At 63.0% G+C, this 12,907-nt stretch carries 13 protein-coding genes; 11 read left to right on the forward strand and 2 right to left on the reverse strand.

The window, feature by feature from the left end:
• Positions 1-94: 94 nt before the first annotated feature.
• Positions 95-841 carry a glycosyltransferase family 25 protein gene (locus tag VMR03_RS07585; protein ID WP_325403836.1) on the reverse strand — a complete coding sequence of 249 codons (747 nt, stop codon included), beginning with the start codon at positions 839-841 and terminating at the stop codon, positions 95-97.
• Between the two features lie 121 nt (positions 842-962).
• Between VMR03_RS07585 and greB the strand changes: the two genes are divergently transcribed.
• Both greB and VMR03_RS07595 read left to right on the forward strand, forming a co-directional pair.
• Entirely contained in the window at positions 963-1,514 is a 552-nt protein-coding gene (gene greB, locus VMR03_RS07590) for a transcription elongation factor GreB (protein ID WP_325403838.1), read from the forward strand.
• 31 nt (positions 1,515-1,545) lie between these two features.
• Complete coding sequence (locus VMR03_RS07595; RefSeq protein WP_325403840.1) at positions 1,546-2,394, forward strand: SDR family oxidoreductase; 849 nt, start codon at positions 1,546-1,548, stop codon at positions 2,392-2,394.
• Between the two features lie 24 nt (positions 2,395-2,418).
• Here the strand turns inward: VMR03_RS07595 and VMR03_RS07600 are convergent, their stop codons facing one another.
• On the reverse strand, positions 2,419-3,816 hold the full coding sequence (locus tag VMR03_RS07600) for a DEAD/DEAH box helicase (RefSeq protein ID WP_325403842.1): 1,398 nt from the start codon (positions 3,814-3,816) through the stop codon (positions 2,419-2,421).
• Between the two features lie 343 nt (positions 3,817-4,159).
• On the opposite strand from VMR03_RS07600, the gene VMR03_RS07605 reads away from it, so the two are divergent.
• From VMR03_RS07605 to VMR03_RS07645, 9 genes are all read left to right on the forward strand, one after another.
• Positions 4,160-4,939 (forward strand): hypothetical protein, encoded by a 780-nt coding sequence (locus VMR03_RS07605; protein ID WP_325403844.1) that lies wholly within the window; start codon positions 4,160-4,162, stop codon positions 4,937-4,939.
• Between the two features lie 91 nt (positions 4,940-5,030).
• Positions 5,031-5,999, forward strand: coding sequence for a magnesium transporter CorA family protein (locus VMR03_RS07610; protein ID WP_325403846.1), 969 nt, complete (start codon positions 5,031-5,033; stop codon positions 5,997-5,999).
• Between the two features lie 212 nt (positions 6,000-6,211).
• Positions 6,212-7,276: a bifunctional UDP-4-keto-pentose/UDP-xylose synthase gene (locus VMR03_RS07615; RefSeq protein WP_325403848.1), complete on the forward strand. Its 1,065-nt coding sequence runs from the start codon at positions 6,212-6,214 to the stop codon at positions 7,274-7,276.
• 54 nt (positions 7,277-7,330) lie between these two features.
• On the forward strand, positions 7,331-8,257 hold the full coding sequence (locus tag VMR03_RS07620) for a polysaccharide deacetylase family protein (protein WP_325403850.1): 927 nt from the start codon (positions 7,331-7,333) through the stop codon (positions 8,255-8,257).
• Positions 8,254-8,622 (forward strand): SMR family transporter, encoded by a 369-nt coding sequence (locus VMR03_RS07625; RefSeq protein ID WP_325403852.1) that lies wholly within the window; start codon positions 8,254-8,256, stop codon positions 8,620-8,622. Before VMR03_RS07620 ends, VMR03_RS07625 begins: the two co-directional genes overlap by 4 nt.
• A gap of 4 nt (positions 8,623-8,626) precedes the next feature.
• Positions 8,627-9,604, forward strand: coding sequence for a glycosyltransferase (locus VMR03_RS07630; RefSeq protein ID WP_325403854.1), 978 nt, complete (start codon positions 8,627-8,629; stop codon positions 9,602-9,604).
• A gap of 5 nt (positions 9,605-9,609) precedes the next feature.
• Positions 9,610-10,563 carry a formyltransferase gene (locus VMR03_RS07635; RefSeq protein WP_325403856.1) on the forward strand — a complete coding sequence of 318 codons (954 nt, stop codon included), beginning with the start codon at positions 9,610-9,612 and terminating at the stop codon, positions 10,561-10,563.
• Positions 10,560-12,365 (forward strand): ArnT family glycosyltransferase, encoded by a 1,806-nt coding sequence (locus VMR03_RS07640; RefSeq protein WP_325403858.1) that lies wholly within the window; start codon positions 10,560-10,562, stop codon positions 12,363-12,365. Before VMR03_RS07635 ends, VMR03_RS07640 begins: the two co-directional genes overlap by 4 nt.
• Before the next feature lie 2 nt (positions 12,366-12,367).
• On the forward strand, positions 12,368-12,907 hold a 540-nt coding region (locus tag VMR03_RS07645; RefSeq protein WP_325403860.1), incomplete at its 3' end, for a histidine phosphatase family protein.

Consider the following 12,907-nt stretch of genomic DNA (forward strand, 5'->3'; position numbering starts at 1 on the left):
TATCGTCGTCTCCCGAGAATTTGGGGGGCTAATGACGGCCGAGTCAAATCTCGCGTCCGGGGGAAGCATCCGGCCGCGCGCGGTCGCAGCCGGTTCAGCCGAACGGTACCGTCGCCGCTCGCAGAAAGGGTCGCTGCAGAGTGAACCACTTCAAATCCTGCAGGCGCCGGGTCAGTCCGCGCATCGGTGTGCGTTTTGGCTTGCGGCCGCGATGCGCGTTGATGCCGCTATCGGTCTGCACCATGCCTGTGTTCTGCGGCTGGCAGCAAAGCGCCGGGGTCATCTGATAAGTCGTCAATTTCGCGAATTCCGGTATGCGATGATCGAACATCAGCACGTCCACCGGGTAGCGGAACGGAAGTGACAGCGCGAGCAGCTTCTCCGCGCCCGCGCGACTCAGAATATAGCCGGCGGCGCCCATGTGTCGGAAGCGAAGCCTGTGGAGCGCGTGAGCGCCGACATGCGCGGCGGGCACTCTGTCGAGAAAGACGCCGAGTTGTGTCGTTTCTATCTTGACGATATCCGCGTCGCCGGGCACCCAGCTCGCGTTGGACACGACGGAAGTGAAATCGGCGCTCAGGACGACATCGTCTTCGAGAAAGCAGCCATGGCTCCGCCCGCTTCGCAAAAACTCATCCCATGCCTTCCGATGGCTCATCGCGCAGCCGACTTCCGGCGGGGAAAGATCGTACCCCTCGGGATAGTGATGTCCTTTTGTGAGTTGATCCGGGGGAAGCGCCCAGCCGTTGATCGCCGCTATGCGATGAAGCGCGGGAAGGCGCGCGCGCATGGCGGCAAGCCGTTGCGGCTGACTGTCGAGATTGATGACGTAGACGTCCAAGAACAGGCTCCGGCGCGCGGCTGAAGGGGCGAGCTGCGACGGCAATATAGCAATCGGTCGCGTGGGCAACCATATCGCGAAAATCGTACAATCGTCCCAGGAAACATGGTGTAAAGGTGCCATGAGCAAGGCTTTCACCAAGGAAACGGATACGGAGGCCGACGAAGACGTCGATGCCGCCAGTCCATTGCCCACGGGCGTCAAGAACTACATCACGCGCGAGGGTTTCGAGCGGCTGCAAGAGGAGCTTCGGCATCTGCGGCGCGTCGAGCGGCCGAAGGTCGTCGAGACGGTCGCCTGGGCGGCCGGCAATGGCGACCGCTCCGAGAATGGTGATTATATCTACGGCAAGAAGCGCCTGAGGGAGATAGATCGCCGAACGCGCTTTCTCCGCAAACGGCTGGATATCGCCGAGGTCGTCGATCCGGCGCTGCAGAAGAAGCGCGACCAGGTCTTCTTCGGCGCGACCGTCACGTACGCCAATGCCGCCGGCGAGGAGCGGACGGTGCGGATCGTCGGTGTGGACGAGGCGCGGATCGAGGCGGGTGAGATAAGCTGGGTCTCGCCGGTCGCAAGGGCGCTTCTGAAGGCGGAGGAGGGCGATCTCGTGGAGGTCCGCACGCCGACGGGTTCCGAAACGCTGGAGATAGTTGCGATCCGCTATGAAGATTGAACCCGCCATCGGCGGAAGCAGGGAGGGGCGCATGCAGGGGAAAGTGGTCGTCGTCACCGGCGGGACGTCCGGCATCGGAGAAATCGCGGCGGAAAAACTTGCAGAACAGGGCGCGCGCATCGTCCTCGTGGCGCGAGACAAGACGAGAGGCGAGGCCGTTCTCGCGCGCCTCCGCAAGCTCGCCCCCGGCGCGGCGCATGGCGTTTATTACGCCGATCTTTCGTCGCTTGCCGACATGAAGCGCGTAGCGAATGAAATCGCCGCCGCGGAACCGCGTATCGACGTTCTCGTCAACAATGCGGGCGCCATGTTCAACACGCGGCATGTTACGGGAGACGGATTCGAGCTCACCTTCGCGCTCAATCATCTCGCCTATTTCGTGGTGACGCTCGGCCTTCTCGACAGCCTCAAGGCCGCCGGCAATGCGCGCATCGTCAGTACGGCCTCGACGGGTCACAAAATGGCGAAGCTCGACTTCGACGATCTCCAGTCGTTGAAGAGCTACAGCCCGATGCAATCCTACGGGCGCTCCAAGCTCTACAACATCCTCTTCACGCGGGAACTCGCCCGGCGGCTCGCCGGTACGGGCGTGACCGCGAATTGTCTGCATCCGGGCTTTGTCGCCTCGCGCTTCGGCGATCAGAGCGGCGGCATCCTTCAGTCGATGTTCGGTGTGGCGAAGCTCTTCGCGATCCCGCCGGAGAAGGGGGCCGAGACGATCGTCTATCTCGCCTCGTCGCCCGATGTCGCCGGGATCAGCGGCAAATATTTCTACCGCCGCCGCCCGGCGGCCCCGTCGAAGCAGGCGCAGGACGACGCGGCGGCACAGCGCCTCTGGGACGAGACCGGGAAGCTTACGGGCGTGGTTGCGCCGGCATAATGGTGCCGGCGCCTCGCCGGAGCTTTACCCGGCGTTGCGCTTGCGGGCGCGGCTGCCAGGGCGGTTGCGGCCCTGCTGCTGCTGGCCGCGGGCCTGGCCGCCGGGGCGACCATCGGCCTTGCGCTGTTCGCCCTGACCCTGACCGCCGCCGCCATGACCCGAGGAGCCCTGACGCTTGCCATGCGCCTGCGGCTTGCCCTGGCGCGGCTGTCCTTGCTTCGGGCGCTGCTGCTGGTGACGGCGTTCGCCCTGCGGCTCCGCGAAGGCGGGAGAGGCGACGTCGCCGATCAAAGGACGCGTATCGACGACCTTGAGCTGGCGCCGTGTCAGGCGTTCGATGTCCTTGAGATAGGAACGCTCCGAGGCATCGCAGAAGGAAAGCGCAATGCCCGTCGTGCCGGCCCGCGCGGTGCGGCCGATGCGGTGGACATAGCTCTCCGGCTCGTTCGGCAATTCGAAATTGATGACATGCGTGATGCCGTCGACATCGATGCCGCGCGCCGCGATGTCGGTCGCGACGAGGACACGGGCCTCACCGCTGCGGAACTGCTCCAGCGCCCGCTGTCGCGCGCCCTGCGACTTGTTGCCGTGGATGGCTTCCGACGGCACGCCGTTCTTGTCGAGCTGTTCGCTGACGCGGTTGGCGCAATGCTTGGTGCGCGTGAAGATGATGACGCGCGCGAGATCGGGATTTTCGAGAAGCTTCGCCAGAAGCTCGCGCTTGCGCTTCTGGTCGACGAAAAGCACATGCTGTTCGATGCGATCGACCGTCACGACTTCCGGCGTCACCTCGACGCGGACCGGCTGGCGCAGGATTTCAGCGGCGAGCGATTCGATCGATTTCGGCATCGTTGCCGAGAAGAGCAGCGACTGGCGTTCGCGCGGCATCGTCGCGATGATCTTCTTCACGTCGTTGACGAAGCCCATGTCGAGCATGCGGTCGGCCTCGTCGAGCACGAGGACCTTCGTGTCGGCGAGTTTGACGTGGCGCTGGTTCATGAGATCGAGCAGCCGGCCCGGCGTCGCGACGAGAATATCGACGCCGTTCGCCATCGCCTTGACCTGGCGAACCTGGCTGACGCCGCCGAAAATCACGGTGTGGCTGAGATGGAGGTGGCGGCCATAGACGCGCAGGCTCTCGTCGATTTGGATCGCGAGTTCGCGCGTCGGCGCGAGGATGAGTGCGCGCGCGCCGCGGGGCATGCGTTTCGTCTGATCGTGAGCAAGCCTCTGCAGGATGGGTAGCGCGAAGGCGGCCGTCTTGCCCGTGCCGGTCTGGGCGAGGCCGAGCAGGTCGCGGCCCTGGAGGAGCGACGGGATCGCCTGCATCTGAATGGGGGTGGGGGTCTCGTAACCCTCGGCGGCGAGGGCACGGCAAATCGGCTCGGCAACGCCGAGGTCGGCAAAAGTCTTGGACGTCATTCTGTCATGTATCTTTCTGACAAGCGTATCGGCGCCGACCGGAAAGGTCGGACCTCTGGCGCGGGTTACCGCGTCCAACGCGCTTGGATCGGGGGATCTGACTGTGTCGAGATTAGGCGCGTCCGGGGTCCAAAGACCCACTTCGGGGGACGGCGCAAAGCGCGCTCGCGAGAACAGTCACGGGGTAAATGCGCTTCCGAACGGGATAAGTCAAGACATCCCTTGAGCCGGCCTCGTGCCGGGGCGGCCCTCGACCCTCCGAATTCAGACTATTTTTACCATGTTTACCTACCGTCGGGGGGTATGTCCGGGAGGCCGGACTCGCTCGTTCGGGAGACCCCGCATGCTCGACCGCGTTCGCCTGGCTGTGGCCACGCCCTGCTTCGGCGGGCAGGTTTCCAGCATCTATACCAATTCGATTTTCGATCTCCAGCGCGACCTGCGCAGGGCCGGCGACGTCGAGATGAAGCTGATGCTCCGCGACGGAGACGCGCTTATTACCCGGGCGCGCGCCAATCTCGTCGCGCATTTCCTCGACGACCCGGATGCCACGCATCTTCTCTTCATCGACGCCGATATCGGCTTTTCGTCCCGGCAGGTGATGCGCCTGATCGCCAGCGAAGCCGACATGGTTGCGGGCGTCTATCCGATCAAGCGGGTGGACTGGGACAAGGCGCGGCGCGTCATGGAAGCAGGCCGGCCGAACCCCGGCTCGACCGCGCTCAACTATGTTCTAGAACTCGAGGAAGAGCGCAACATAACCGTGCGCGGCGGCTTCGCCCGGGTGCGCTACGCCGGCACCGGATTTCTGATGATCCGGCGTCAAGCCATCGAGCGCATGTGTGAGCGTTACCCCTCGTTGCGGTTCCGCGCCGAACACTCGATCGACGACCCGCTGCGGGACAGCCCCCATCGTTTCGCGCTTTTCGAGTGCATGATCGATCCCGAGACGGGCACATATCTCAGCGAGGATTTCGCGTTCTGCAAGCGCTGGCGCGATATGGGCGGCGAAATCTGGGCCGATCTCGAAAGTCGTCTCGATCACGTCGGACCGGCGGTCTTTCACGGCGATGTCTCGACGCAATTTGCGATGCCCGCGAAGGGGGAAGACGCCGCCGCCTGAAAGCGCGAAATCTTCCGGCGTTTCCCTTGAGGCGGCCATGCAATATGGGCATGATCGCGCCACTTGAAGATCGCAGGCGCAAGGGAACGCGATGATAACGGCCTATGTCAGATCGAACGGCACGCTCAGTCCCTTGGCCGTCGAGCCTCACGGGCCGATCCCCGAGGCCGTGGTCTGGCTCGATCTTCTCGAGCCTACGCCGGAAGAGGAGCGTTTCGTCGACGAGGTTCTGGGCCTCGACGTTCCTTCCGAAGAAGAGATGCAGGAAATCGAGGTTTCGAGCCGCCTCTATCAGGAGCGGAACGCGCTCTATATGACGGCGACCGTCATGGTCGGCGCCGATACGGCCAAGCCCGGCCGCTCGCCCGTCACCTTCGTTCTCGTCGGTCACAGGCTGCTCACGCTTCGTTATGCCGAGCCGCTGCCCTTCCGGGTTTTCGCGGCCAAGGCGCGCCGCCACACGGTTCCGTCGAGCACGGGCGAGGACGTGCTGGCCGGGCTCCTCGATGCGATCGTCGATCGCGTCGCCGACATTCTGGAGCGCGTTCAGGGCGAGATCGACACATTGTCGAGCGACATCTTCGTCCGCGATGAAAACGCGCCGAAACTCGATTTCGACGCCGTCCTGCGGCGCGTCGGTCAGGTGCAGGCCCTGACGACCCAGGCGCGCGAAAGCCTCGTCAGTATCGCGCGCCTTCTGAGCTTCATCGGCCGGCCGGGAGAGACGAAGCTCCCCAAGGCCTTCGAGCGGAGCTTCAAGACGATTTCCCGCGACGTCATGGCCTTGAGCGACCATGCGAGCTTCCTGACGAGCAACATCAACTTCATGCTCGACGCGACGCTCGGCATGATCAACAACGAGCAGAACGGCATCATCAAGATCTTCTCGGTGGCCGCGGTCGTGTTCCTCCCGCCGACCCTGATCGCCAGCGTCTATGGCATGAACTTCGACATCATCCCCGAGCTCAAATGGACCTATGGGTATGTCTGGGCGATCGGCCTGATGATCGTCTCGGCCATTCTCCCTTACTGGTATTTCAAGCGCCGCGGCTGGCTCTAGTCTCTTCGGCCGGCCGAACATGAAACCCTGGCAATGCTTGGGCTCAGGGGGCCAAAATACCTTGCGAGCCGGGGTAATAAAAGGTTCACTACGCGCCGAGCGGGGAGGCGGAGTTTCGCCTGAAAACCGAATAAATCTGCGGTTTTTGGAGCGTTTTTGCAACTAATCCGCAAAATCGTGCATGGCGCCCTGCGGGTGCTCAAGAGGGATGAATGGGCCTCAAGGTTCTGATACTCGGCGTCAACGGCTTCATCGGCAGCCATCTCAGCGAAACCATCCTGCGGACCACCAATTGGGAGGTCTTCGGAATGGACCTCCAGCAGGACAAGCTGGAAACCTGCATGGGCCATCCGCGATTTCATTTCGTCGAAGGCGATATCACCATCAACAAGGAGTGGATCGAGTACCACGTCCGCAAGTGCGATGTGGTGCTGCCGCTGGTCGCCATCGCGACGCCGGCGATCTACGTCTCCGATCCCTTGCGGGTCTTCGAGCTCGACTTCGAAGCGAACCTTGCCATCGTCCGCCATTGCGTACGCTATAAGAAGCGCGTCGTCTTTCCCTCGACCTCTGAAGTCTACGGCATGTCGCCGGACAAGGAGTTCGACGAGGAGACGAGCAATCTCGTGCTCGGCCCGATCGGCAAGCAGCGCTGGATATACTCCGCGTCGAAGCAGCTTCTCGACCGCGTGATCCACGCCTATGGCCTGAAGAACCAGCTACGCTACACGCTCTTCCGCCCCTTCAACTGGATCGGTCCGAAGCTCGACAACATCCAGGCGGCGAATGAAGGTTCGTCCCGCGTATTGACCCAGTTCCTCGGCAACATTCTGCGCGGCAAGGACATTCAGCTCGTCGATGGGGGCGCGCAGAAGCGTTGCTTCCTCTATATCGACGACGCGATGGAGGCCTTGCTGACAATCTTGCGGAATGAGGGCGGCGTCGCCGATCAGCGTATCTTCAATATCGGCAATCCGACCGCCGAGCTTTCGATTGCGGAACTTGCCGAGATGATGCTCGACGTCGTTTCCGAGTTTCCCGGCTATGAAAATGTGCGGGATCGCGTTCGTCTCGTGAAGACCAGCTCCGGTGAATATTACGGCAAGGGCTATCAGGACATGCTGGTCCGCGTACCTTCGGTCAAGGCCGCGGAGACACATCTCGGCTGGCATCCGACGACCGACGTTCGCACCGCCATTAAAAAGACGGTCGAGTTCTATATCGACCAGTTCGGCCCGGTTGCCGATAAGGGGTCGGTCGAAAGCGAGCTGCTCTGACGTATCGCCGCCGCTGCTTGTATGGAATGACCATGGCTTCCCGTGTGGAATGAAATGAGCGCACCGAGGCTCGCCATCAAGATCGACGTGGATACCGACCGCGGTACGCGGGAAGGCGTCCCTGCGCTGATGCGTCTGCTCGATCGCAAGGGCGTACCCGCGACGTTTCTCTTCTCGCTTGGACCCGACAATACCGGCCGGGCCATCCGCCGCATCTTCCGGCCCGGATTCTTCAGCAAGGTCAGCCGCACCAGCGTCGTTTCGACCTATGGCTTGCGCACCCTGATGAACGGGGTCGTCCTGCCGGGCCCGATGATCGCGAAGAAGAACCGCGCCATTCTGCGCGCCGTCGCGGAGGCGGGGTTCGAGACGGGCATCCACTGTTGGGATCATGTCTTCTGGCAGGACAGGCTCTTCTCGCTCAGCGAGGCGAGGGTGGCGGAGGAATTCGGCAAGGCGCGCCGTGTCTATGAAGAGGTTTTCGGCCGCGCCGCAAGGACGGCGGGCTCCGCCGGCTGGCAGGCCAACGCGGCGAGCCTTGCCGCCTATGATGCCGCCGGCCTCGATTATGCGACCGATGTGCGCGGTGGCGCGCCGTTCCTGCCGGTCGCGGAGGGGCGCCTCTTCAGGACGCTGCAGATTCCAACGACGCTGCCGACGCTGGACGAGCTGATGGGCCGGCCCGAATATCCCGAGCACAAGCTTGCGGATACACTGATCGACCGGTTGACGCCCGAAGGTCTCGACGTCTTCACCATTCACGCCGAAATCGAGGGCATGAGCATGATCGAGTGGTTTGCGCGGTTTCTCGATCTGGCGCGGGAACGGGGCATCGCCTTCGTGTCGCTCGCCGACGAGGCGGCGAAGCTCAACGCGGCCCGCGACAGGATTCCCTGTGCAAAGCTCGAACAGGGCGAAGTGGACGGACGCTCCGGCACGCTCGCGGTCCAGGGTGCGCGTATCGACCGGGTGGCGGCATGACGCGCTATCTTCCGCTTATCTTCACAGGGGTCTTGCTCAACGCGACCGCGCAGCTCGCTCTGAAACAGGGAATGCGGCAGATCGGCCATTTCGACTTCACGCCGGCGTCGCTTTTCGCCATGAGCTGGCGCATCGGCACAAACGGATACGTCGTTCTCGGCCTCGTCTGCTATGTCGTCAGCGTCGGTGTCTGGTTGCTGGCGCTGTCCCGCGTCGAGGTGAGCTTCGCTTACCCGATGCTCTCCGTCGGCTACATCGTGACCGCCGTGGCCGCCTTCTATTTTTTCGGCGAGGCGCTGACGCCGCTCCGCATCGCCGGCATTGCCGTCATCATCGCCGGCGTCTACATGATTTCACGGACCTGATCCCATGAGCGAAGCAACCCTCACGCCGCCGCCCGCCCGGACGCTGTCGAAAGCGCCCGAGATCAGCATCGTCATTCCGGTCTACAACGAGGAAAAGAACCTGCCTCTCCTGTTCGAGCGGCTGACCGCCGTCGTGGACAAGATGGGTCGCGCGGCCGAGATCGTCTTCACCGACGATGGCAGCAAGGACAATTCGCTGGCGCTGCTGAAGAGCTATGTCGAAAAGCGGCCCGATGTCATCCGCGTCGTCGAGTTCGATCGCAATTACGGCCAGCATATGGCCGTCATGGCAGGCTTCGAGACGGCGCGCGGCGACATCATCGTGACGCTCGACGCCGATCTCCAGAACCCGCCGGAGGAAATCCCGAAACTGATCGCGGAAATGGATGCTGGCCACGACGTCGTCGGCTCCTATCGCCGTAATCGTCAGGACAGCGTTTTCCGTACCCTACCGTCGCGCATCATCAATCTGATCCGCGAGCGCATCACCGGGATCAAGATGCGCGACCAGGGTTGCATGCTGCGCGCCTATCGCCGCAACATCGTTCGCATCATCGTCGAGAGCGGCGAGACCTCGACCTTCATTCCGGCGCTCGCGCAGTTCTACGCCGAACGTCCGAGCGAAGTGGAAGTCGAACACGCGGCGCGCCATGCCGGCGTCTCGAACTACAATCTCTACAAACTCATTCGCCTGAACTTCGATCTGATGACCGGCTTCAGCCTTGTGCCGCTGCAGGTTTTCACCATGGTCGGTATGGCCGTCTCGGGGGCGAGCCTTCTGCTGGTCGTCTACATGCTGCTGCGGCGGGTTCTCCTGGGGCCGGAAGCCGAGGGCATTTTCACGCTTTTTGCCATTCTCTTCTTCCTGCTTGGCGTCGTCATCACCGGCCTTGGCATTGTCGGTGAATATGTCGGCCGCATCTATCAGCAGATCAGGCACCGCGCGCGGTTCCGCATCCGCGCGATCCACGAGAAGACCTGAGGATCATGGCGACGGAGCCGCGGAGCGACGAAGCTGCGAAACAGGGAATTGTCGTCTTCGCCTATAGCGAGGTCGGCCACGCCTGCCTCGACGCGCTCCTTGCACGCGGCGAGAAGGTGCTGGCGCTCTTCACGCACGAAGATGCGCCGGACGAACGCCAATGGTTCAAGTCCTGCGCCGCGTTGGCGCGCGCGCGCGGCATTCCCGTTTACACGCAGGAGCCGAGGGATGGCGACACGGTCGAGCGCCTCGTTCGCGAACTCGCGCCGGATCTCATCTTTTCCTTCTACTACCGCAAGATGATTCCCGAACGCATCCTGAAACTCGCGCGGCTCGGCGCCTACAACATGCATGGCTCGCTGCTGCCGCGCTATCGCGGCCGCGCGCCGCTCAACTGGGCGATCATCCACGGCGAGAATGAAACCGGCGTCACGCTGCACGTCATGGTGAAGGAAGCGGATGCCGGCGACGTGATCGACATGGAAGCCGTCGCGATCGGCCCGGACGAAACGGCCGGCGAGGTGGCGGCGCGCATTCCGGCCGCCGCGGTCCGGCTGATCCTGCGCCAGATCGACGGCCTGAAGGCGGGCACGGCACCGCGTCATGTTCAGGATGTTTCGCAGGCGACCTATTTCGGCATCCGAAAACCCGAGGATGGCCGCATCGACTGGCGTCAATCCGCCCGGCAGGTCTTCAATCTGATACGTGCCGTGGCGCCGCCTTTCCCTGGCGCTTTCACGCAGGCAGCGGGACGCCGGTTGATGGTTTGGCAGGCGCGCGTCGCCGAAGGCGGCGGCAGGCCCGGCGAGGTTATGTCCCTTTCTCCGTTGCGAATCGCGGCGGGAGAGGGCGCTGTCGAATTGCTGCATTTCGGCTTCGAGGGGGAGCCGGAAGCCCAGGCGAGCGAGGCCGTGCTGGCCCTGCTCCACAAGGGCGATATTTTGGGAGAAGCGGCGTGAAGATCGACGAAATTCTGAAACGGCGCGGTGTCGTTCCTCTGCTCTTCGCGCTGCTGCTGGCGGCGTTCTTTCTCTTCGATATCGGCGGCCGCAATATCTCGTCGCCCGACGAAGGCCGCTACATCGAAATTCCGCGCGAGATGGTGGAGACGGGCGACTATGTCCTGCCGCGTCTCAACGGCATTCTCTATTTCGAAAAGCCGCCGCTCTTCTATTGGCTCGAAGCCTCGGCGATCAAGCTTCTCGGCATTTCCGAATGGACGATGCGCCTGTGGCCCGCGCTGCTCGGCTTCGCGGGCTGTCTGATGACCTATGGCGTCGGACGCCGTTTCTACGGGCGGACGGCAGGTTTCGTTTCCGCCGGCATTCTGGCGACGACGCTCCTTTATTACGCGCTCACGCGCTTCGTCATCATCGACATGGCGGTGAGCGTCTTCATGAGCGCCGCCCTCTTCGCCTTTCTCCTGTCGGCGGAGGAAGACGACGAGAAGCGCGCGCTCTGGTGGGCGCGGGCAGGGCATCTGGCGGCGGCACTCGCCGTCTTGTCGAAGGGTCTCATCGGCGTCGTCCTGCCGGGCGCCATCGGCCTCTTGTGGATCGCGCTCACCGGCCGCTGGTCCTTCGTACGTCGCGCGCTCTGCCCCTCGGGTATCTTGATCTTCCTCGCCGTCGCGGTGCCGTGGCATGCGCTGGCGGCGATGCGCAATCATGATTTCCTCTGGTTCTATTTCGTCCATGAGCAGTTCCTCCGCTTCACGACGACGATCCATCGCCGCGACGAACCGCTCTGGTATTTCCCGCTCGTGCTCTTCGTCGGCTTCCTTCCCTGGACCGGCTACCTCTGGCATGCCGCGAAGGAAGCTCTGCCGGCAAGCTGGACGCGGCGCGGGGAAAAGCCGGTGGAGCTTTTCCTGCTGCTCTGGGCCGTCATCATCTTCGTCTTCTTCTCGCTTTCGAGTTCGAAGCTGCCGCCCTATATCCTGCCGATCTTCCCGCCGCTCGCGCTGCTCGTGGGGCGGGTCGTCACGCCGCGTCTTGTCGAAACTCGCGCCGACGATCTGCCGGTCGGTCGTTTCCTCTTTATCGCCTTTTTCGGTCTTCTGGGCCTTGCTATTCCGATTGCCTATTTACTGCCATCGGTGCGCGCAAGCGGTGAAGTCGGACCTTATCTCGAACTTGTGAAGCCCATCGTCTTTGCGATGTCGGCGGTTTTCCTTCTGTCCGTTGCCGCGGCATTGTTCCTCCCGCGCCGCTTCGGCATGCGCGCGAGCTTCGCAAGCGTTCTCGTGGTCGGCATACTCGGCTGGATCGGCGTCAGTCTCGTCTCCTCGCAAGCCGACCCGAATTCGGTGAAGCCCGTCGCGGAAGTCATCAACACCTATCGTCATCATGGCGAGCGCGTCGCAAGCTTCGGTACCTTCTTCTACGACTTGCCCGTCTATATCGACGACAAGATCATCGTCGTGAACAATGCCGGCGAATTCGTCTTCGGCATGTCGCAAGAGGATTACAGCCAACATCTGATGTGGGTCGATCAGTTCTCGAAACTCTGGAACGGCCCCGATCTCATGTTCATGGTGGTGCGGAGCGATCTTTTCCGAACCTGGGAGAAATCGGGTGCGCCGCTGCGCATGTGCGTCATCAAACGCACGGACAGGGCCGTGGGTCTCGCCAATTACCCGATCTTCGACGACAAGCAGAAGATGATCTGCGATCCGTGGTACGATCTCGAAGACGGCGCGGATTTCTACCCGAAGGATCCGGATCCGCAGACCCGTCACAGCATCGACGGAGAGAAATGACGGTGGCGACGCGCACGGACTGGATCTGGATCAGGCATGCGCCCGTGCAGGGCCAGGAGTCGCGTTACTACGGCCAGCTCGACGTGGCGGCCGAACCCGTCAATCCCGTGGTCGCGGCTAGTCTCGCGCGTCAGCTTCCGCCCGTTGCGGTCTGGATGGCGACGCCGCTCAACCGTACGCGTTCGACCGCGCTGGCGCTGAAGCCGGGCGTCGATCCCATCGAAATTCCCGATCTGTCGGAGCAGAATTTCGGTCTCTGGCAGGGGCGCGGCCATAACGACGTCTATGCCGCGAACCGTGGACTCGACTGGAACCATCCGGCGAAAATCAGGCCGCCCGAGGGCGAGAGTTTCGCCGATCTGACCGCCCGCGTCGCCAACGCCGTGGAGCGGTTGACCGCGCATTATGCCGGGCATTCGATCGTCGCCGTCGCCCATGCCGGCACGATCCGCTCGGCCGTCGGCTTTGCTCTCGGCCTCGATCCTGGAACGGCGCTGCGCATCGACATCGCGCCGCTCTCGCTCACCCGGCTCACCTGCCGC

Source organism: Parvibaculum sp. (genome assembly GCF_035511255.1).
Classification (GTDB): Bacteria; Pseudomonadota; Alphaproteobacteria; order Parvibaculales; family Parvibaculaceae; genus Parvibaculum.